Origin of the sequence: Paenibacillus silagei, assembly GCF_017874735.1 — a bacterium.
Lineage (GTDB): Bacteria > Bacillota > Bacilli > Paenibacillales > Paenibacillaceae > Paenibacillus_AQ > Paenibacillus_AQ silagei.
Genome location: NZ_JAGGLV010000023.1, coordinates 12,472 through 31,682 on the forward strand (window position 1 = coordinate 12,472; position 19,211 = coordinate 31,682).

The following is a 19,211-nucleotide window of genomic DNA, read 5'->3' on the forward strand; positions in this document are numbered from 1 at the left end:
CGCCTGTACTCCAGACGACAAAGTCTAATCAAACCACTCCCCGTCAAAGTATCATATATTGATCTGCACCCGCACCAAGAGCCTCGTCCAGAATAGGACGAGGCTCTTATGTCAGCAGTACAATCCATTACAAGGTGCGGCTTAGATGGTCATGGCCAACTGTTCGACTTGTTCTTCCCGGGGAAGGACGGAGGCAAGCTCGGCACCCAGTCCGAGGTAGGCACGCATACGCTGCATCATTTCATTACGGAAGCCGGGCCATAGAATATGGATCTCGCCAACATAGCCCCGGCAGTTATACTCGGCGGTAACTCCGCGCTGATCCTGGCGCACAGTGCTGATCTTGAGCTGGCTCACGGTAAGCTCGCGGGTAACCTCCTGCAGCATCAGGGATGTCTTCTTGGTAGCGCTGGATACCAGCTCCATGTAGAGCTGGGGAGTCTTGAACAGACCGCTCTTGCCGATGGCACGGCAGTCCCGTTCAAATACTTTATGAATAAACGTTAGCAGCAGATAGCTTCTGACCAGGGACAATTCATCTTTGGTTATATTCTCAGGGATGGTTGGTGTAGTTAGGGGGTGTCTCTTGGTAATCGCCATTATAAATCACCTCATTTATAGTATGCGAACCTTTGTTCTCATTATACACCGAATCCGCAAATAAAAGCAATATTTTACTTGCAATTTATGGATAGCAATTTACAATAAAATAAACTTGACTCCATAATTCAGGCATGGTAAGATCTATCTTGTGACTGCGAAAGCAAGTCAACTGAATATGCGGTCATGGCGGAATTGGCAGACGCGCTGGCTTCAGGTGCCAGTGGTAGCAATATCGTGGAGGTTCGAGTCCTCTTGACCGCATCATAGGTAACATCAACACAGGTTCTTGTGTCACTTATTTAAGTGATATAAGAACCTGTTTTTGCGTTCAGCAATTCATTTATTTCATTTTAATATGACAGAATGTAGTCATGTTAGGCATGCTATTGTTTTCTAGTCATTTGAAAAGGAGGGACTTGATCAAGTGGAAGAAATGAAGAAGAGCCTGAGCTTCAATGAGATTGTTGAGCGTTCCCTCGTTATAAGAGAATGCTATCACAGACTGGAGCAGCAGCATCACGGGACCCAGTGGAGTGTGGAAGAGGATGCGCTTGCTTTTTTGACAGATGCCGGGTTAGTGGGCCGGTTGACGATGTCTGAGCAGAAGCGTTGGCCCAAAGGCGGCGAAACCCGGTCTGAGCTGCAACATAAGCTTAGCGAGTGTATCTGGTGGCTAATTATTCTGGCGGAGCGGATGGAGGTTGATATCAGTGAATCCATGGAGGTCTTCCTGTCCTCATTCGAAGATCAGAATCCTTCATCAGTATAAGCCGATACCCCTCTTGAATATAAATTCTCCGCTAACTTGATGAATTCTTCTGAGGGTAGATCCTTATCTCTTTGGAGCCAAAGACGAAATAAAGAATGGGTCGTCGTCAGATAGAACTCAATGAAGTACGGCGTTAAGGCATGGTTTTGCGGAAGGTTCAGGTATTGCTCCATGGGGATGTCTTTTTTGTCCAGACAAGAGAGCGCATCTTGTACCGAATGCATAGACAGCTCTTTATCGGCAAGTTCTGTTTTGATGTCAAGGAGCAAGTTACTTTCAACAGCGTCCAGCAATTCGTAAATATCAGTAAAATATTGATAAAAGGTACTGCGGTTATACCCTGACCGGTTGGAGATTTCCTGAATGGAAATTTTCTCAACCGGCTTTTGGCTGTATAGCTCACAAAAAACTTCTATAAATCTTTATCTTGTTTTCTCTGTGATTTGAGGTTGTTTTTTCATGTGTCCCTCCTGCTGGTGTATAAGATATCATCCGACAGATATTAAAAAATTGATGATTGATCAAGGAATCATAAAGCTTTATGATCGCATCATACAACATGTTGTTGGATGATCATACGGAAATATGAATCGGCGGGGTGGTAAGATGTCAGCAAAGCAAGAAAGAATTTTAATTTTCGGTGCAGGTGTGATCGGAAGCATCTATGCAATGAAGCTTATGGAAGCCGGGTTTGACGTTAGCCTGTTTGCACGTTCGGACAGATTCAGATCTTTACAAGAAAAAGGTCTGCAATACCATGACAAAGGTACAGTCAGATCGATTCCGGTGAAGGTTATAGATACACTCGAAAATGATGATGTATACGATTATATTTTCGTTACCGTCCGTTATGACCGGGCCGAATCCGCGTTGTTAGCACTAAAGGATAATCAAAGCCCGAATATCGTTACGATGACCAATAGCTCGATTGGGTTTTCTTCGTGGCGTGGGATTGTAGGGGGTAGACTTTTACCTGCTTTTCCCGGCTTCGGCGGACAGATTAAAGATGGGGTCCTGTACGCCCGGTTCATGCCCAAGTTTCTAGTGGCCACCTCATTTGGCGAAGTGAACGGCGCAGTGACGCAGCGCGTCTTAAAGCTCGCACAAGTATTTCAAGCCGCCAAGCTTCCTTACGTTATCAAAAAGGATATGCAGGCGTTTCTAATCACCCATTCCGTATCCGACATTGCTCTGCTGGGCAGTTTGTACGGCGGAAACGCAGACCCGGCCCGAACCCGAAAGAAGGCACGTCAAATAACAGTTACTCTCAAAGCGTACCTCAGGAAAATAAAACAAGCGGGTGTTGCCGTTGATCCGCCACTTTTCACAATAGTCCCAAAGCTCCCAAGCTTCATATTGGATGTTCTCTTCATTGCTTGGCTACGCACGAAAATGGTTAAAGATATGCTGCTGCCGGATTATGCGAATGCTGCGAACCAGGAGGTTGTGCAGCTGGAGAAGGATCTAACGAAATTTTTATCTATGCAAAACGGCTGATGAATCGATTGTTCCGGTATTGTAACCTGTCTGTTTATTCTTTGCTTCCAGCGGATGGTAAGGTTGAAGGACTGAAGCAGGCGGGAGGCTTACCATGATCACAAGATTAGGGATGATACTGAAAATATCCATATTGGCGGTCTGCCTGGCTGGATGCAGTCAGGCGGCAGAACCGGCAGGTGCGCAGCATGTTCCGGTCACTCCAGCACCACCATCAGAACATGCTAAGCAAGAGGAGAATCTGATTCCGCTCAATACCTCCGAACCTTTTATCGGGCGAATGGAGCTGGATCAGGCGACGGAGGAATTCATCTATGGAACCTGGAAGGTGGACAAGCTGCTGGGATTCGCGAATTCCTATAATGACGCATCTGAATATCCGACAGGGCAGGACATCATTGGAGATGAGATTGTGATTCATCAGGATTACTTCTCCTCCAAGGGACTAGAGGGCTATGAAGCGTACCAATACGAGTTAACCAATCCCCGCTACAGCATAACCCAGAGACATTATAACAGGGATTCCTTTTACAGAGTGAACAAACTGGATCTGCCCATTATCGGAATCAACGATGAAATGACAGTCATTGACATAGCGGAAGCTTCGCCGGGGCTGGGTATACCGCTAGGGTTCCTGGATGTGAATCATAGCAAACTGATCCTGTGGATCGAAGCTGCCACGTTTGAGTTGATAAGAGTGGACGAATCGGGTAATAAGTAGTTTAAGTACTGGAGTTTATAATGACAGGAGTGAGCGCATATGAGCTGGGATGTATTTATCATGAAAGAGAAGTACGATTTTGAAGCGCCGGAGGAGGAGCAGCCCCCAGTGCCTCCCCTGGGACAACGTGATGAAATCATTGAGAAGCTGACCCGTCGTATACCGAATCTGGATTACCGGGATAAGGCTTGGGGCTTCCTTGAGGGCGAGGGGTATTCGATGGAGTTCAACACAGGCGAAGAGGAGCTCGTGAATTCCATCATGCTGCATGTCCGGGGCGGGGGAGCGGTGATGGAGACGATCCGTCTGGTCTGTGAGACACTGGAGGCTTATGCGCTGGATACATCGGATTCCGGCTATATCGACTTTGAGCAGCCTGAGCAAGCGGAGCAATCCTGGGAGCAATTTCAGCGGTATCGTGACCAGGTGATTAACCAGGTGATTAACAAGGATAACTGAAGAATATAGACATGAACAGAGGCGCAGGATGGATTACATCTGCAGCCTCTGTTTTGCGTTTTGAAGTGTTTGGAAATAACATGCAGAAGGGTATTGACGCCTAATGAAGTAGCATGTTAATATTTTCACGTGACAAACTAACATGTCAGTATACATAAATAGCATGTTAGCATGTTAACTCATTTATCCTACTTCAGGAGGTTATTTTGTGGATGTGGCTAATGTTGTAATCGGTTTCATTATGGTCTTATCGTTTTTTGGATTGGTGTGGTATTGCGTCAAGGGGTATAACCTTATGGTCGGCTTCTTCGTCATGTCAGTGCTGTGGACCTCGATTGCCCTGATCGGAAATAGCATTCATCCTACCTCCGTGATGGAGGGCAAAACGTTCATTGACGTCCTGACGAACGTGTTCCAGACGGGGCCTGAGAATTACGGGAAGGCGATACTGGTTAATATTTTCTTCGGCGCCTTCTTCGGAAGAGTCCTGATCGACACCGGGATTGCCGCTACTCTGATTCGTAAGGTTGTAGAGCTTGGGGGAGACAAACCAAGAATTACCATGTCTCTGCTGTGTATCGTTACCGCTGTAATCTTCACATCCATGACCGGTATCGGCCCGGTAATCTCCATTGCCGTCATCGTGCTGCCGATCATGCTGTCGCTAGGAATTCCTTCCCCGATTGCCTTGTTCTCCTTCATGGGCTCAATCATGGCGGGGATCTTCGGGAATATCGTGAACTTTAAGCAATATCAGACGATATTTGCAACAGCCAATGAGAGTTATGCCAGCTACGACTACAATACATACTTCAAATTTGGCATGATTGCGATGGCTGTGTCCCTGATCGTGGTTCTGGTGGTATCTAACGTGATGATGAACCGGAAGCTCTCCCGGGCCTGGGCGGCAACACCGGATAGCGGAGCTACTGTAGATGCACCTGCTATCTCCTGGATCTCGATCATTCTGCCGGTAGTGGGTGTGGTGGTGCTCAAGGTTCCCATCATTTTTGGATTTATCTTCGCCGCCCTGTTCGCCCTGCTAACCTGCGGTAAGCTGAAGGGCGGTTTTGCAAGCGTTTGCAGAATGCTGTCGAAGCAGTTCGCGGACGGAGCCATTGATGTAGCGCCGATGATCGGCTTCCTGCTTACGCTGTCGATGTTCAATAATGCTGCTACCTATGCATCCCCTTATTTCAAAACCCTGCTGGACGGCGCAATGCCCCAGACCGCGCTGCTCTTGTGTATTGTCTTCGCCATTCTGACACCGCTCGGCTTCTTCCGCGGCCCGATGAACCTGGTCGGCTCCGGTTCGGCCATCCTGGCTGTCGTGGTGGCAACCGCTGCCTGGCCGGTACAATTCCTCTATCCGCTGTTCGCCATTACTACAGTAGCACCGCAGCATTTGGACGTTACACAGTCCTGGGTGGCCTGGGGCTTCGGCTATACGAAGGTTCCGGCCAAGGAATACATGAAGATGTCGATTCCTACCGGCTGGATCATCGGGATTATTCTCTGCGCGGTTGTGTTCTTCATGTACGGCAATTTGGTGTAGCGTGTAGCACTGCTTAGCATTAATCAATAAGTAGTACTCAAGTCAATAACGAGAAGCTATAAGGAACGAAGGGGAAATTTGGAACTGTAGGAGCGGTAGCGTCCGCCTTTGTCTGCGGATTTCCACCGCGAACAGCGGTACAAATCAAGAAATTTGCAGACAACAGCGGCCGGAAGTCCAAATGTTCACCGCAGTGACGGTTAGGCTTCAAATTTCACTTGGGTCTACTATTAATGAAGAGAAACGGAGAAATCATATGAGTACAAAGGTTAGAATGGGTATCGATGTGGGGGGAACCCATACCAAAGCAGTTGCGATTGACAACGCGACACATGAGATTATCGGCAAATCGTCCGTGAAGACGACGCATGACCATGCCACAGGCGTAGCCGCAGGTGTGGTGAAATGCTTCCAGAATTGCCTGGAGGAGAACAATATCCGTCCGGAGGATGTAGTGTTCGTGGCCCACAGTACCACGCAGGCAACGAATGCGCTGATCGAGGGCGATATTGCACAGGTGGGCATTATTGGCCTGGCGAAGGGCGGTCTGGAGGGCTGGCTCGCCAAGCGTCAGACCCGGCTTCAGAATATCGACCTGGGCAACGGCAAGGAGATCAAGATCTACAATAGCTTCCTTAATGTTAAAAAAATGTCCGAAGCCTCTGTGCTGACGGTCATCGATGAACTCAAGCAGCAGGGGGCACAGGTGATTGTGCCTTCGATGGCTTTTGGCGTAGATAACGGGCGGCCCGAGGAACTCGTCTATATAGAAGCGGAGAAAAAAGGCATGCCGACCACCATGGCTTCCGACATCACAAAATTGTACGGGTTGACCCGCAGAACGCGGACGGCGGCGATTAATGCAAGCATTCTGCCGAAGATGCTGGATACCGCCAATTCCACAGAGAAGTCTGTGCGGGAGGCCGGGGTCCATGTTCCGCTGATGATTATGAGAGGCGACGGCGGCGTCATGGAGATCAGTGAGATGAAGAAACGGCCTGTGCTGACGATGCTGTCGGGACCGGCGGCCTCGGTCATGGGCTCACTGATGTATCTGAGAGCGTCGAACGGGGTGTACTTCGAGGTCGGCGGCACGACTACCAATATCGGTGTGATCAAAAACGGCCGCCCGGCCATCGACTATTCCATCGTCGGCGGTCATCCGACCTATGTCAATTCCCTGGATGTACGGGTGCTCGGCGTGGCCGGCGGGTCCATGATCCGGGCGAACAAGAGCGGAGTGGTCGATGTCGGACCCAGATCGGCGCATATCGGCGGTCTGGATTATTCGGTATTCACCGATCCGGATAAGATCAAGGGAGCGCAGGTCGAATTCTTTTCTCCGAAGCCGGGTGATCCTGCTGATTATGTGGCCATCCGGCTGGAGAACGGGGAGCGGGTGACGATCACGAACTCCTGCGCGGCGAATGTGCTGGGACTGGTGAAGCCGGAGCACTTCTCCTACGGGAATGTGGAAGCGGCCAGAAGGGCGATACAGGCACTGGCGGATTACTGCGGAACGACGGTAGAGGATATCGCCAAGCAGATTATGGAGAAGGCCTATGCCAAGATCGAGCCGATCATTCTGGCGCTGGCTGAGAAATACAAGCTGGAGAAGGATCAGATCTCCCTCGTCGGCGTGGGCGGCGGAGCGGCTTCGCTGATCGTCTATTTTTCGGAGAAAATGGGCCTGAAATACAGCATCCCCGAGAATGCCGAGGTTATCTCTTCGATCGGAGTTGCCTTGTCGATGGTTCGCGATGTGGTGGAACGGATTATTCCGTCCCCGTCCAAGGAAGTGATTGCCGCCCTGAAGATGGAAGCCTTGAACAAGGCCATCCAGAGCGGAGCGACCCCGGAGAGCATCGAGATTCATATTGACATTGATCCGCAGACTTCCAAGGTGACAGCGATTGCTACCGGTTCCACCGAGGTGAAGACGACTGAGCTGCTGAAGGAATGTGATGAGGCGGAGCTGCGGGAGCTGGCTGCCCAGGATATGCGCATCCCTGTAGAGCGGACGGAGCTGCTGCAGAAGACGCGGTATGTCAGTATTTTCGGCGAGAAAATGGATAAAGCCGGAGAAGCCGGTGCAGTCCGCATCCTGGACACCAAGGGCTTCATCAAGGTACAGAGAGGCCGGGCCATGGCGCTCAAGACAACAGCCGGGGACTATCTCAGCGCGGTCAAACAGCTATGGGAGGCCATGGCGGTCTATCAGACGGAGCTGATTGCCAGACCCGACTTCTACTTATGTATTGGCGCGCGGGTGATGGACTTTACCGCCTCCGACTTCGAGCAGCTGGAGCTGCTGATGGATATTGAGGTATCCACGTTTGAGCCGGACACGGAGGTTATTGTGGTGGCGGCCAATATCAAGCAAAGCTAAGGGGCACGGGAGAGCGTATAGACAGGAGGGACGTATGCAGGTGCAGTCTAAGCTGGAAGAACTGCTGTACCCATTGCTGGAGGTTGACGATGAGGCTTGGGGAATGTATGCCTTCAGGAAGGATATCCTGAACCGGCGGATTCCGCCGGAGGCGCAGCGGGAGATGCTAAAGCGGGCCAGAGCCTGCGGCATAGAATATGCACAGCGGATGATGCTGGAATATGGGACCCGTGATGTCCAGGAGCTTGCCAAACGGATGAACCTGAAGCTTGAAATGAAGGATGCGCTCATGACCGGCAAGCGTGTGCTGTTCGCCGCCTATACCCCTCCGGACCGGATCGAAATCATGGAAGAACCCTTGCGCAGAGCGGCCGGGCAGGTGCGGGAGGCGGGGGCCGGTCTGGTTGAACTTTTTCCGCAAGCTGGTATAATGAATACTATCCTTGGCCACGAAATTTATCATTTTGTAGAAGACCGGTTTGCACAGGAAATATACACCCGGACCGAGCGTATTCTGCTGTGGAAGCTGCTGGGCCTGAAGAATTATTCTACAATACGCACCTTAAGTGAAGTTGGAGCCATGGCTTTTACACAGGAGCTGAACAGACTGCGATACTCGCCGTTTATTCTGGATGTTCTGTTGTATTACAGCTACGATTCAGCCAGTGCGGAGACAATAACCCGTGATGTACTAGGAGTGAGTTCAGGGAAGGTGTAGGGAAGCCGTTGAAGATTATGAATAACAGTAATTCACTGAATGATGTAACTTACAATAGAATAAAAGAAGACATCATGAATATGACGCTCGAGCCAGGAATGGATGTCAGTGTGCAGAAGCTGTCTGAACGCTATGGCGTCAGCCGCACACCAGTGCGGGAAGCAGTGGTCCGTCTTCAACAGTCAGGACTGGTGGAAATATATCCTCAGCGCAAAACGGTAGTCTCCAAGATCGATCTGCAACGGGTCCGTGAGGAGTGGTTCATCCGCACCTCGCTTGAATCTGCGGTGATCGATGAGTTCATCCGCAAGTGCAGCGAGCTGGTAGCAGATACGATGCAGGAACTGATTAATAAGCAGAAGAAATATATGGACAAGAAATACTTCAGAGAATTCTATATTAAGGACAACCGATTCCATCAGCTGATCTTCCAGACGGCGGGGGAAGAATTGTCCTGGTTCACCATCGAAGAGGTAGCATCCCATTATAACCGTATCCGTCTGCTCTACGGGAAGATGGAAGGGGTGCAGCCGTCCGACATCGATAAGCATGTGAAGATGGTAGCGGCTACCCGCAAGCGGGATGTGGAAGGGATGCGCAAGGTCGTGATGGAGCATTCCAATACGCTGTTGGACCGGGTCCAGAGCATGTCGGGGCAGTACCCGCAATTCTTCTGATCATACAAATGACAAGCTTAAAGGCGTATACTGAAGTCTTCTCCGCATGGAGCAGAACTTCCGGTATACGCCTTTTGTTGCGAAAGCACTAAGCTGTCTCTACTTGTGCAGGGCCTTTGCAACAATAGCTATTGCTGCTTGAGCCGCCGGTAATATAGCCAGGTTCGGCCCGCGAACGAGCCGAAGAGCAGAATGGAAAGGAACATAATTGAAGTGTTCCACGCCTGGGAAGCGGTAAATTCATCCCGCAGGATGCTATCTATGAAGGCCGACACATTCAGGCTGTAGAGCAGAATCATGGGCAGGAACAGCAGGGTATAGCTGATAGCGATTTTACGTGCGTGCTTCAGGCGGTGTAACGGATCGCTGTAGAGCTCCGGGTATTCGGCATGCTCCGGGTTCTCCCGGTTCCACAGGGTCCATTTCTGCAGAGAGAAGGGAGAACTGTAGAGTCTGGTCCAGCCTGCCTCCTGATGCAGCTCGAAATACCCTTCACCCGCAACGACCTGATAGTCAGCGTGATATTTCATACGGCGCGGACGGCCCTTGCTGAAATGGAACAATGTTCCTCCGAAGCCTACTTTATAGAGATTCCAGCCGTCCAGCTCCTTGTCCTCCAGCCATTGCTCCAGCCGGTCAGGGGCATACATCCAGCCTAACTTCATCCGCGCCATCGTAGTGCCGGCAGGCTTAGGCGTTGCGGGAGGCTTCTTCATGTCCGTGTGCCCTTGAAGAAGTTCCCTGTTGGCTGCCCGGAGCTTGATAAGCGAATAAATGGCAAGTACCAGCAGGAGTACTGCCAAGGCAGCGGCCGTCCAGGTTGCCGCCCACATTGGGCTAGGCTGAATGCGGATAGGAGCATCTTGATTGAAGGTGAGCCCTAGTACAAGCAGTGGAATAAGTGCAATGAGCAGCAAATACACCAGGATTCCCATGAAAAGATAGGAGATGATGCGGTTACGCCTCAGGACATCCTTACGTGAAGGATAGGCGCTAATCTGTGACGGGGACCGATCATTCTCGTACAGGCTCCACTTTCCTTGCTGCAGCCGCCTGCTCCATCCCTCTGCGGACAGATAAGGAGACATGGATGAATGCTTGGATGAATGATAAGCCAGCTGATAAGTTAGCAAGGCGGGCTCACCCTTCCGGAAGGTAAAGCGCCGCAGCAGTAAGCTCCATTCCTCCAGACGCCATCCCCTGCCGGCCATATCGGCTAACCAGGCTTCTGTCCCCGGCAGATCGTAGCTCCAAAAGGGCCGAAATACAGTTTTCATTGAAATTCCTCCTCACTGGTGACGGCGTTGCGGTGAAGTTCCTTTAATCTGCCGATTTCTGCGCGCATGACTTCCTTCCCCAGCTCAGACACCTCGTACACCGTCTTTCTCTCTTCATCGGCAAATACGGTAATTAGCCCATCCTTATTCATCTTGGTCAAGGTTCCATACACCGTACCGGAGCCCAGCCGTAGCCGTCCTTCCGACAGATCATCCACATGCTTGATGATTCCGTATCCGTGGCGCGGCTTGGTTAAGGACAACAGAATATAGAAGGCCGTTTCGGTCATGGGGACGTACTTTTTTAGAACTTTTTGTGCTGCGGACATTGCGTTCACCTGCTTCGTCAATTCGTTGTGCCAAGTCATGGCTATAAAAGAATATGTCATGCTGTGACTATGTCACAACATGACTATATCACGATGCGACATATAATTCAACCTTAGGTGAGCGAGATGAGGTAGCAGATCTACATTGGCGAAAGAAGCAGAGGCTGACACATGGGCTGCCAAATCTCAGGGACAAGCAGGGGCTGTGAACAGAAGACCGTCTGCAGATATTGGCTGAGAGGGGCAAGCTTGTCCTGGGCCAGCACCTCCTTAATCTCGGACGGCTTGACGGGGATAGCTTGTCCGGTGGAGGACATGAATTCGGTGAGAGGGAGCAGCATGGCGCAGCTCTTGCGGTATGACATGCGGTGCGGGAACCTGGGGGAGCTGCCGGAATCGTATTTGGACAGTCTGATGCGGGTGTAGTGATCAGCCAGGACTCTGCGGGCATCAAGCTTCAGCACAGCGAAGGCCTCGCCCGGCTCTCTGCGCGAATACATCGCAGCCATTGCGAGGCAATCGCGCCAGGTCGGCCACAGGAACACATGACGGTCCAGGCAACGGCGGAACTCTTCCGCCGTTGTCCCCGGAGCCATCGCCTCAGGCGTAATACGCAGATGGGCATTCAGAATCGCGGCTTGCCCGGCGTAGCTTACCCGGTGCGCCGCAGTCCGCCGCTCTCCGGCTGCATGGGCGGGGCTAAGCACCGCAGAGGAATAAATGGCGTCAAGGGCAGCCATGGCGGGCAGATTCACTGCCCGGGTGAAATGATAGAAGGAGGTGCGGAGCGGGCTTTTGGTAATGGCGTCAATCAGGGAGGGGTTCATGGGAGCTTCTGCCCTTTGAAGGTGCTGAGGGGCATACTCTTCACCTTGCGGTTCAGCAGGACCGCATTGATCTCGCCTCCGGCCAGGATGATAAAAGAGCTGATATACAGCCAGATTAGCAGCACGGTTACACCCCCGAGACTGCCGTAGGTTTTGGAGAAATCACTGAATTGATTGACGTATACCGAGAACAGAATCGAGGTCGTAATCCAGCCGATGGTGGTGAACAACGCCCCAGGCATGACCTCCCGCAGCGCCAGTCTCCGGCTGGGAGCGATCCAGTACAGCAGGGTGAAGACGATGAACATCACGAGCAGTGGAATCGCGTATTGGAGCAGATCCCAGAGCTTTTGGAATCCATAGGGAAGATCAACCAGCAGGAAGACCTGCGTCTTGAGCCAGCTGCCAAGGACCAATAGCAGAATGCTGAGCAGTACGACGAACCCGATCGTCAAGGTAGCGAGCAGGGCGATCCCCCGGATTTTCCAGAACGCTCTGCTCTCGTCAATCTCGTAGGCACGGTTCAGCCCCTTGATGATGGCATTGATTCCTTTGGAGGCGGCCCACAGGGTAGCCAGCATCCCGAAGGACAACAGCGTCTGGCTGCGTCCGGCGGACACATCCTGCAGAATCTCTTCTATAATAGAGATGGCTTCGGCGGGCATGATCTGCTCCAGCTGCCCTATATTTTTCTCCAGGGAGATATTCGCATACCCGATCAGGGTCATGATGAAGATTAGAAAAGGAAACAGAGACAGGATTAAATAATAGGTCAGCTGCGCAGCGATGCCCTGGACATCATCGTCGTTGATTTTCACCCATAGCTGCTTGATGAACTTGAAAGTGCCTCTTGTACTGCCGGAAGTGCTGTTCATAAGACCCTCCTTCATGAATTCCCGGATAGACTGACATGGTAGCCAAATCGTTCCATATATATGTATACCCGTTATAATATCCTTTAGTCCGCCGGGGTAGTTTTTATTGTAACATACCGGGATTAGTTGGATCTGAGGCAGGGAAAATTCAAGCAGGAAATTGCCTTTATTATACTGGAAAACTCTTAGAATAGTAGGAAAGATAACAATATAAGAATATAAGGAGAGTGTATATGAAGCTGCTGCTGGAGGAGTATGAGGGAATCAGACGCTGGATGTACCGCAATGCCCGTCCGCTGGACCTGGCGCGATGGAGATTTCACTTTGAGGGCGACGGGGCTGCGCCGATACTGGAAGCGCTGTCCGCCTATCAGAATGAGGATGGGGGCTTCGGCCATGCCCTGGAAGCGGACGCGTGGAATCCGAATTCCACGCCCATCCAGACCGCTACGGCGGTAGAGAGGCTGCTGGAGCTGGAATTTGCAGATAACGGGCATCCGCTGGTGCAGGGAATTCTGAAATACCTGGACAGCGGTGTGGATATGGATGGCCGCACATGGAAGAATGTCGTAGCTTCCAATAACGATTATCCTCATGCGCCCTGGTGGCATACAAGCTCGGACAGTACTTCCCACAGTATGTATAACCCGACAGCTATTCTGGCCGGATTCATTCTGAAGGCTGCTCCCAAGGATAGCGGGCTGTATGCCAACGGACTAGGGATTGCCCGTGAGCTGACGGAGCTTTTCCTGCGTGATCCTGCTATTGAGATGCACCCGCTGAAATGCGTGGCCACCCTGCTGGAATGTATCGCTTGGGCAGAATTGCAGGAGGAGTTCCCTTACGCTGCACTAAGAGAAGCGCTCAAGGTGCAGAGTGTGCAGTTAATCAGCCGGGATGCGGGTGGATGGAACGGGTATAGCTGCAGACCGTCTGTGTTCATCCATTCGCCGCATAGCCCTGAATATGCAGAGCTTGGCGGGCTGCTGCATCAGGAGCTGGATTATCTGCTGGAGACCCGGAACTCCGAAGGAATCTGGGACCTGACCTGGGGCTGGGCGGGGTATGAACGGGAATTTGCCGTCAGTGAGAACTGGTGGAAGGCGCATATTGTCATTGAGAATTTGCGGCTGCTGCGGGAATTCGGACGGATGGCGGAGCTGCCATAGGAACAATAGTTTACAGTTACAAAATAATGCAACGCATGTAAGCCACAGCTCTCCGGATGGAGGGGCTGTGGCTTAATTTCGCACCGGATGCTTGCAATGGCAGCAGACAGTATCTGTTATAGTGCGCTGTTCGTCTGAACGAATTCCCGCTCATATATGGCCTGCACGTTCTTCAAAATGGTGCTGCCGTGCTCAGAGAATTTGAGCGGCGTGACCTGGTTCTTGTGCAGGAACACCCCAGACCTGCCGCTGTGTTCGCCAAGGGCCGCCTGATACAGTAAGCCTGCGCCGTGGGCTGGCGCCGGGAAAAACATGCGCGTAATCGGCCGCAGCCAGAAGGGGATGCCTGATTTTTTGCCGCTGCGAAGGGTGTTATTGCCTCCGGGATCCGCGCTGCGGATAAGGATGCCTTCGGCTGCAAGCTCAGAGGCCACCGCCTCCGTCCACAAGGACATGGCGCGCTTGGTGTCGGCATAAGGGCCAGTCAGCATCTGAAATTTCGCCGGGCGCTCCAGCGAAGCCGGGTCGAAGCTGCGCTTCATCATAAAAGCGTTGGAGGACGTATTCACGACTGTGTGAAGCGTACCTTTTAGCAGGAGCGGCTTCAGCTCCATCGTAATGATATACGGAACCACCGTCTGCAGCTCATAATGCAGCTCGCGTCCTTGCTTGGACAAGAATAACTCGGGAAAGCTGCCCCCGGCATTGTTGAACAGGACGTCAATATACGCTTCGTGGCGGTTAATGTCCTGCAATGCACTCCGCAATTGGCCAAAATCGCTTAAATCCGCCTTATAAATTCGCAGCTGTCTGCTGCTGAGCGCCTGCCCGATAAGCGGATCATCTTCAGCAAAAGCAGAGCGGATCAGCGAAATAACCTCCCAGCCTTCGTTCAGAAGTCTATGGGTCAGGGCCAGCCCGATGCCGTGATTGGCTCCGGTAATCAGCGCGGTGCGCGGGGGATGTGATCGTCTCATATTGGTTACTCCTCTACATGGAAAGTGGTGAATGGTGCTCATTGTATAACTTGGAGCCAAGTCCAAGTCAAGCGATAAAATGTGTCATTGACTTGGAGCCAGCTCCAAGTTATATAATAGAACGAAGGCACCATTAGACCAGTGAAACGGAGTGATTTCTATGAGTCTGGCGGAAGCAGATCTCCAGCAGGGATATTCGATTAAGGAAACGGCGGAGCGGACGGGTATGTCTGAGGATACGATAAGGTATTACGAGAAGATCGGGCTGCTGCCCCGGGCGAAGCGCAAAGGGAACAGCCACCGCATCTATAGCGATTCGGACCTGAACCGGATGTTGCTGGTGACATGCCTCAAAAAAACAGGAATGTCGCTGGACGACATGCGGCCCTATCTGGACTTGTCTCTGGATGCAGACCTGTCTCAGTATCCTGAGCTCCACGTGATGATTCTGAATCACCGGCAGAAGATTATCGAGCAGATCGCATCGCTGCAGCAGATTGTTGATTTCATTGACGTCAAAATAGAGCAGGGAAATCTGGGCCCGCAGACCTGCGAGCTGGCCGGAGACCGTAAGCAGATGCCAAGAGGACGTAAAGCCAAAGCTAAAGCTAAAGCGTGAGGGTTAATGCGAAGCAGGAGGGGATTCAGGTGCTGAAGGCTATGCTTGACGCTGACAGACGGGGAGCTAGAGGAATCGCATAGCTGACAGGCCGCCCGTGCCGTATCCGCATCCCATTGTTAATAATTGCGTAAGCGCTCCGTACATATTTACCCTTCGTGAGCCAAACAATGAGTACAATTGTTCAATCACGAAGGAGGTGTTCCAGTATGAATACAAGCAACCACAGAGTAAAGCGTGTCCTTCTATATCCCTTGGCCGCAGCTGTGATTATGTCAGCGGCGCTAATCCCGTCAGCCCCGCTTGCCGTGTCTGCTGCACAGGCAGACACGGCACTTTCAGCACCCGCACCTGCGGATAGCAGAGGGAGCAGCGTATCGGGCAACCGGACAGCTGGGAATCAGCAGCAGCAGGCGCTCAGCCGTGTGGCGGTCATTATTGATGATTTCGGCAACAGCATGCGCGGGACAGAGGAAATGTTCAAGCTGCCAGTCAAAATCACCGTCGCAGTCATGCCGTTCCTGCGCTCCAGCGAGCAGGATGCCCGGCGCGCCCATGAGCTGGGCTTCGATGTGCTGGTCCATCTGCCGATGGAGCCGCGCCAGGGCAAGCCGGAATGGCTTGGACCGGGGGCTGTGCTGACCAGCATGAATGACGCCGAGGTCCGCCAGCGGGTGGAGGCAGCGCTGGATAATGTCCCTTATGCGATTGGAATCAACAATCATATGGGCTCCAAGGTGACAGGTGATGAAAGGGTAATGGGTATTGTGCTGGAGGTCTGCAAGGAGCGCGGCCTTTTCTTCGTAGACAGCCATACCAATTACCGTTCAGTCGCGGGACGGATGGCCCGGGAGCTGGGAATGCCGCCGGTGGAGAATCATATTTTCCTGGATGATGTGCATTCGGCAAGTCATGTGGCGAAGCAGATGAAGCTGGTGCAGGAGCGGGCCTTGAGCCAGAAGTTCTGCGTCACCATCGGTCATGTCGGCATCCAAGGCAAAGAGACCGCCGCGGGCATCCGCAGCGGCATTGCCGAAATGAAGGACAAGGTACAATTCGTCGGCATCTCCGATCTGGTCCGTGAGGAATGGAAGTGGAATTCCCGGCTTACACTTCCATAAGGTAGGCAGCGATCCCGTTCGCAATGGCTTCTGCGATCTCTTCCTGGCCCTTCGGTGTACAGAGCTTCTCCCGGTCAGCCGGACTGCTGACAAATCCCGCCTCAACGATCACCGTTGTGGCGGTTATTTTGTTGAGCAGGTAGAAGGGCTTGCCCCGGACAGGATCATTCTTCATCCCGTAGAGCTGGTTGAGCTGATCCTGAATGGTCCGGGCCAGCAGGAAGCTGCGCCCTTCCTGGCGGTACAGAACGAGCGGACCATGCTTGGACGGGGATTTCGCCCAGTTAATGTGGATGCTGACCACGACATTGGCCGGAAGCGTCTCTGCCAGTTCCTTGCGCTGGGCCAGATCGCGTAAATGCCGGGATCTGTTCCTCAGCCACAGATTCTCATCGCTGGGCGCATAATCGCCAGTCCGGTTCAGAATCGTATCGAAGCCGTCTGCACGCAGCAGGAGAAAGAGGCGGCGGGAGATGGCAAGGGTGATGTCCTTTTCCAGAATGCTGCCGTAGGAGGTTCCGCCGTCAATCCCCCCATGGCCGGCATCAATCAGAATGATCCGCTGGTCATGGCCGAGCATATGCTGGCGCTGTCCGGGCTGCTCTGCCTGCGGATTAGTGCGGGGTGCAGCCGCGTGAATCACTGCGGTGTCTCCTGCCGTAAGCATGAGCAGAACGCTTGCTGCGGCTATGATCCGCTTAAGCCGCCGCCCGGATCTCAGCACAGGCTGCTCTTTTGAATGATGGGAATGTGTAGCCGTATGGGGCTCTAATGCTTCTGACTGTCTCAAGTGAATAACCTCCCTGCCGGAATAATCAACAGCTACTTGTACTTAATGACGGTTTATACAGGTGTAGTCTTGTTAGATTGTGCCTTAACGGCCTAACCTATACGAAGCTTCGGATTCCGGTTTAGAGATCGGAGGATTGGAGCACACTATAGGCATAAGGTCAAGGGGCGGGAACCCGCCCCGGCACTCACCTGGGAGGTGTATGAGATGGCATCCGGCGGAGATGATCTGGTGAAGTATATTACGGAGAAGGTAGTCGTCTACATTGAGAACCCTCGCGCTGTCCATGCTAGGCGGAAGGCAGAGAAGCAGCCGTGGGCGGAAAAATGGTTCGGCACGCTGCCGCTCGCCTGGTCCGTGTGGCGCAGCAAATGGAGCCGGGGCGGGGAGAGTAAGGAGTAGGAGTAGCACTTCAGCGGAAATCGGTCGCTGTGTGAGCATGAGGTGCATAAATGCACCTGAATTAGAGGAAATCGGGCCCTAAGTGTGAATCAGGTGTATAAATGCACCTGAATTCGGAGAAAGCGGACGCTGAGTAGAATTTAGGTGTATAAGCAAACAGCCTTCCCAAGTGGCGTCGTGCAGGCGGCACCCGGGAAGGCTGTTTCAATATCGAGCAGGAACTGCCAGTGCCAGTCTACGGGCTTGAACGGGGTAGAGCAGCGGATCCCAGCGTGGCTCCCCCGGGCAGTAGCACCGGCAGCTTATGGAAGGTGCCCGCCTTCTGAAGGGCGCTAAGCGGGAGATAGCGGATGCCACCGGGACCAGCGGCGGCATAGACTATGGCGGCTTCAGTGCTGCCTTGGTCCCGGGAAGCACCGGGCTTCAGCCAGCTCTGGCTGCCTGTAATCATGAATGGCGCGCCGAGCGTGTCGTTGTGCCCCGGAGACTGGAAAGCGAGACTGCCCCGCTCCTGAAGCAGAGCGCTTAGGCTTGCTCCGTTCAACGTCTTCAGCCCGGGTGCAGTTAGCCACAGCAGATCGGCATACGGGTCATCCTCTCCGCCACTTCGAAGAGCTGGCTGAGGAGCGCGCGCCTGGCCCGGGCCGGAGGACAACATGGCTGAGGCTTCCGGTGCGGCATTAAGAATATGCTCAGCCTGGCTCTGACTCCAAGGCAGCGTCTCCAGAACGGTAGCATTCAGATACAACGTTCTGTTCTCCGTAGTGATTTTCCAGACAGGCAGCATTGGAGCATAGAGTGCCGTAACCCCGATGGCACCTGAAGAATTAGAGGGTATCAGTCCTTGCTGCGCCACATACTGGCGCAGTTCAGTCATACTATAAGGGAGACCATCGGTTCCGGCTCCGTATTCGCTAAGCAGATAGCCGCCCTGATCCGCAGCCGAGATAATGAGATAGCCGATCCGCTGACCGCTGTGCATCACATTGACCAGCCAGCTCCGTGTTCCCGGACCAAGAGGGTAGACCTCCGTGCCGGCATCCTTCCATTCCTTAAAAGGAGCATCCGCTGAGAGCTGGCTAATCGTCTGACGGGTGAAGGCCTGCAGCGTTTCCGGCGCTGGAATCGGCTTCATTTCAAGTCCCGGAAGAACCTCCTGCGTGACGGCCTGCATCACGGTCGTCCGGTTGGCTTGTGATGCTAGCGCCTGGGGAGAGGCGGCGCTGGCGGCCAGCAAAGTCAGTCCAAGAATCAGACAGAGGAGCATGCGGCCACGCCGCCGGGAGCCCTTCCGTCTTGCAGTGATATTCATAGGTTCAGTCACCTTTCCTGTTTAGAGGGAATTTACGCTTCTTACAGTTCATTGTAGGGGACAAGCCCTGAAAAGGCTGTTGCTTGCTGTCGCGGCAGGCGGCGGGAGTTTCGCTGTTTTTTTGC

General features: G+C 52.7%; 21 protein-coding genes, 1 tRNA gene and 1 pseudogene. 13 read left to right on the forward strand and 10 right to left on the reverse strand.

All coding sequences use genetic code 11. The features are described from left to right. Positions 1–141 precede the first annotated feature (141 nt). Positions 142–600 (reverse strand): YhjD family protein, encoded by a 459-nt coding sequence (locus J2Z70_RS25960; protein ID WP_209877976.1) that lies wholly within the window; start codon positions 598–600, stop codon positions 142–144. Between the two features lie 180 nt (positions 601–780). Here J2Z70_RS25960 and J2Z70_RS25965 point away from each other — a divergent pair. Beyond that, positions 781–864 (forward strand) — tRNA-Leu (locus J2Z70_RS25965). A gap of 172 nt (positions 865–1,036) precedes the next feature. Next, positions 1,037–1,372 carry a nucleoside triphosphate pyrophosphohydrolase family protein gene (locus J2Z70_RS25970; RefSeq protein WP_209878095.1) on the forward strand — a complete coding sequence of 112 codons (336 nt, stop codon included), beginning with the start codon at positions 1,037–1,039 and terminating at the stop codon, positions 1,370–1,372. Here J2Z70_RS25970 and J2Z70_RS33475 read toward each other — a convergent pair. Next, entirely contained in the window at positions 1,351–1,641 is a 291-nt protein-coding gene (locus tag J2Z70_RS33475) for a hypothetical protein (RefSeq protein WP_245368522.1), read from the reverse strand. The two genes, J2Z70_RS25970 and J2Z70_RS33475, sit on opposite strands and share 22 nt — an antisense overlap. Before the next feature lie 21 nt (positions 1,642–1,662). Further along, positions 1,663–1,788, reverse strand: a pseudogene (locus J2Z70_RS33765) (TetR/AcrR family transcriptional regulator); the annotation flags it as partial. Positions 1,789–1,978: 190 nt separating this feature from the next. Between J2Z70_RS33765 and J2Z70_RS25980 the strand changes: the two are divergent. The 7 genes from J2Z70_RS25980 (at position 1,979) to J2Z70_RS26010 (ending at position 9,388) form a co-directional block, all read left to right on the forward strand. Beyond that, positions 1,979–2,869, forward strand: coding sequence for a ketopantoate reductase family protein (locus J2Z70_RS25980; RefSeq protein WP_209877978.1), 891 nt, complete (start codon positions 1,979–1,981; stop codon positions 2,867–2,869). A 94-nt stretch (positions 2,870–2,963) separates the two neighbouring features. Then, complete coding sequence (locus tag J2Z70_RS25985) at positions 2,964–3,590, forward strand: hypothetical protein (protein WP_235191872.1); 627 nt, start codon at positions 2,964–2,966, stop codon at positions 3,588–3,590. A gap of 39 nt (positions 3,591–3,629) precedes the next feature. Continuing rightward, positions 3,630–4,049, forward strand: coding sequence for a hypothetical protein (locus J2Z70_RS25990; RefSeq protein WP_209877980.1), 420 nt, complete (start codon positions 3,630–3,632; stop codon positions 4,047–4,049). 208 nt (positions 4,050–4,257) lie between these two features. Continuing rightward, complete coding sequence (locus J2Z70_RS25995) at positions 4,258–5,604, forward strand: citrate transporter (protein WP_342593060.1); 1,347 nt, start codon at positions 4,258–4,260, stop codon at positions 5,602–5,604. Between the two features lie 256 nt (positions 5,605–5,860). After that, complete coding sequence (locus J2Z70_RS26000) at positions 5,861–7,993, forward strand: hydantoinase/oxoprolinase family protein (protein ID WP_209877982.1); 2,133 nt, start codon at positions 5,861–5,863, stop codon at positions 7,991–7,993. Between the two features lie 34 nt (positions 7,994–8,027). Continuing rightward, complete coding sequence (locus J2Z70_RS26005) at positions 8,028–8,711, forward strand: hypothetical protein (protein WP_209877984.1); 684 nt, start codon at positions 8,028–8,030, stop codon at positions 8,709–8,711. A 17-nt stretch (positions 8,712–8,728) separates the two neighbouring features. Continuing rightward, positions 8,729–9,388 carry a GntR family transcriptional regulator gene (locus tag J2Z70_RS26010; protein WP_036725153.1) on the forward strand — a complete coding sequence of 220 codons (660 nt, stop codon included), beginning with the start codon at positions 8,729–8,731 and terminating at the stop codon, positions 9,386–9,388. A gap of 128 nt (positions 9,389–9,516) precedes the next feature. On the opposite strand, the gene J2Z70_RS26015 is transcribed toward J2Z70_RS26010, so the two are convergent. The 4 genes from J2Z70_RS26015 to J2Z70_RS26030 form a co-directional block, all read right to left on the reverse strand. Beyond that, entirely contained in the window at positions 9,517–10,665 is a 1,149-nt protein-coding gene (locus J2Z70_RS26015; protein WP_209877986.1) for a DUF2812 domain-containing protein, read from the reverse strand. After that, complete coding sequence (locus tag J2Z70_RS26020; RefSeq protein ID WP_235191871.1) at positions 10,662–10,955, reverse strand: PadR family transcriptional regulator; 294 nt, start codon at positions 10,953–10,955, stop codon at positions 10,662–10,664. Before J2Z70_RS26020 ends, J2Z70_RS26015 begins: the two co-directional genes overlap by 4 nt. Before the next feature lie 179 nt (positions 10,956–11,134). Next, the gene (locus J2Z70_RS26025; RefSeq protein ID WP_209877988.1) at positions 11,135–11,821 is read right to left on the reverse strand and encodes a DUF7002 family protein; all 687 of its coding nucleotides are present in this window, start codon (positions 11,819–11,821) and stop codon (positions 11,135–11,137) included. Then, positions 11,818–12,696, reverse strand: coding sequence for a YihY/virulence factor BrkB family protein (locus J2Z70_RS26030; RefSeq protein ID WP_209877990.1), 879 nt, complete (start codon positions 12,694–12,696; stop codon positions 11,818–11,820). Before J2Z70_RS26030 ends, J2Z70_RS26025 begins: the two co-directional genes overlap by 4 nt. A gap of 233 nt (positions 12,697–12,929) precedes the next feature. On the opposite strand from J2Z70_RS26030, the gene J2Z70_RS26035 reads away from it, so the two are divergent. Further along, positions 12,930–13,865 carry a hypothetical protein gene (locus J2Z70_RS26035; protein ID WP_209877992.1) on the forward strand — a complete coding sequence of 312 codons (936 nt, stop codon included), beginning with the start codon at positions 12,930–12,932 and terminating at the stop codon, positions 13,863–13,865. A gap of 116 nt (positions 13,866–13,981) precedes the next feature. Here J2Z70_RS26035 and J2Z70_RS26040 read toward each other — a convergent pair whose 3' ends face one another. After that, complete coding sequence (locus J2Z70_RS26040) at positions 13,982–14,842, reverse strand: SDR family NAD(P)-dependent oxidoreductase (protein ID WP_209877994.1); 861 nt, start codon at positions 14,840–14,842, stop codon at positions 13,982–13,984. A gap of 160 nt (positions 14,843–15,002) precedes the next feature. Here J2Z70_RS26040 and J2Z70_RS26045 point away from each other — a divergent pair, with 160 nt between their 5' ends. Together J2Z70_RS26045 and J2Z70_RS26050 are read left to right on the forward strand one after the other, a co-directional pair. Then, on the forward strand, positions 15,003–15,461 hold the full coding sequence (locus tag J2Z70_RS26045; protein WP_209877996.1) for a MerR family transcriptional regulator: 459 nt from the start codon (positions 15,003–15,005) through the stop codon (positions 15,459–15,461). Between the two features lie 209 nt (positions 15,462–15,670). Continuing rightward, positions 15,671–16,582 (forward strand): divergent polysaccharide deacetylase family protein, encoded by a 912-nt coding sequence (locus tag J2Z70_RS26050; protein ID WP_209877998.1) that lies wholly within the window; start codon positions 15,671–15,673, stop codon positions 16,580–16,582. On the opposite strand, the gene J2Z70_RS26055 is transcribed toward J2Z70_RS26050, so the two are convergent. Further along, positions 16,569–17,372 carry an N-acetylmuramoyl-L-alanine amidase family protein gene (locus J2Z70_RS26055; RefSeq protein ID WP_245368523.1) on the reverse strand — a complete coding sequence of 268 codons (804 nt, stop codon included), beginning with the start codon at positions 17,370–17,372 and terminating at the stop codon, positions 16,569–16,571. The genes J2Z70_RS26050 and J2Z70_RS26055 overlap by 14 nt on opposite strands. Before the next feature lie 207 nt (positions 17,373–17,579). On the opposite strand from J2Z70_RS26055, the gene J2Z70_RS26060 reads away from it, so the two are divergent. Next, positions 17,580–17,774: a YqzE family protein gene (locus J2Z70_RS26060; protein ID WP_036725054.1), complete on the forward strand. Its 195-nt coding sequence runs from the start codon at positions 17,580–17,582 to the stop codon at positions 17,772–17,774. A 235-nt stretch (positions 17,775–18,009) separates the two neighbouring features. On the opposite strand, the gene J2Z70_RS26065 is transcribed toward J2Z70_RS26060, so the two are convergent. Further along, the gene (locus tag J2Z70_RS26065) at positions 18,010–19,086 is read right to left on the reverse strand and encodes a hypothetical protein (RefSeq protein WP_209878000.1); all 1,077 of its coding nucleotides are present in this window, start codon (positions 19,084–19,086) and stop codon (positions 18,010–18,012) included. Positions 19,087–19,211 lie beyond the last annotated feature (125 nt).

What these genes read in the sequence shown, in the direction of transcription:
- J2Z70_RS25960 (WP_209877976.1), bottom strand. Translation starts at nt 600, where the DNA reads ATGGCGATTACCAAGAGACACCCCCTAACTACACCAACCATCCCTGAG.
- J2Z70_RS25970 (WP_209878095.1), top strand. Translation starts at nt 1,037, where the DNA reads ATGAAGAAGAGCCTGAGCTTCAATGAGATTGTTGAGCGTTCCCTCGTT.
- J2Z70_RS25980 (WP_209877978.1), top strand. Translation starts at nt 1,979, where the DNA reads ATGTCAGCAAAGCAAGAAAGAATTTTAATTTTCGGTGCAGGTGTGATC.
- J2Z70_RS25985 (WP_235191872.1), top strand. Translation starts at nt 2,964, where the DNA reads ATGATCACAAGATTAGGGATGATACTGAAAATATCCATATTGGCGGTC.
- J2Z70_RS25990 (WP_209877980.1), top strand. Translation starts at nt 3,630, where the DNA reads ATGAGCTGGGATGTATTTATCATGAAAGAGAAGTACGATTTTGAAGCG.
- J2Z70_RS26000 (WP_209877982.1), top strand. Translation starts at nt 5,861, where the DNA reads ATGAGTACAAAGGTTAGAATGGGTATCGATGTGGGGGGAACCCATACC.
- J2Z70_RS26005 (WP_209877984.1), top strand. Translation starts at nt 8,028, where the DNA reads ATGCAGGTGCAGTCTAAGCTGGAAGAACTGCTGTACCCATTGCTGGAG.
- J2Z70_RS26010 (WP_036725153.1), top strand. Translation starts at nt 8,729, where the DNA reads ATGAATAACAGTAATTCACTGAATGATGTAACTTACAATAGAATAAAA.
- J2Z70_RS26015 (WP_209877986.1), bottom strand. Translation starts at nt 10,665, where the DNA reads ATGAAAACTGTATTTCGGCCCTTTTGGAGCTACGATCTGCCGGGGACA.
- J2Z70_RS26020 (WP_235191871.1), bottom strand. Translation starts at nt 10,955, where the DNA reads ATGACCGAAACGGCCTTCTATATTCTGTTGTCCTTAACCAAGCCGCGC.
- J2Z70_RS26025 (WP_209877988.1), bottom strand. Translation starts at nt 11,821, where the DNA reads ATGAACCCCTCCCTGATTGACGCCATTACCAAAAGCCCGCTCCGCACC.
- J2Z70_RS26030 (WP_209877990.1), bottom strand. Translation starts at nt 12,696, where the DNA reads ATGAACAGCACTTCCGGCAGTACAAGAGGCACTTTCAAGTTCATCAAG.
- J2Z70_RS26035 (WP_209877992.1), top strand. Translation starts at nt 12,930, where the DNA reads ATGAAGCTGCTGCTGGAGGAGTATGAGGGAATCAGACGCTGGATGTAC.
- J2Z70_RS26040 (WP_209877994.1), bottom strand. Translation starts at nt 14,842, where the DNA reads ATGAGACGATCACATCCCCCGCGCACCGCGCTGATTACCGGAGCCAAT.
- J2Z70_RS26045 (WP_209877996.1), top strand. Translation starts at nt 15,003, where the DNA reads ATGAGTCTGGCGGAAGCAGATCTCCAGCAGGGATATTCGATTAAGGAA.
- J2Z70_RS26050 (WP_209877998.1), top strand. Translation starts at nt 15,671, where the DNA reads ATGAATACAAGCAACCACAGAGTAAAGCGTGTCCTTCTATATCCCTTG.
- J2Z70_RS26060 (WP_036725054.1), top strand. Translation starts at nt 17,580, where the DNA reads ATGGCATCCGGCGGAGATGATCTGGTGAAGTATATTACGGAGAAGGTA.
- J2Z70_RS26065 (WP_209878000.1), bottom strand. Translation starts at nt 19,086, where the DNA reads ATGAATATCACTGCAAGACGGAAGGGCTCCCGGCGGCGTGGCCGCATG.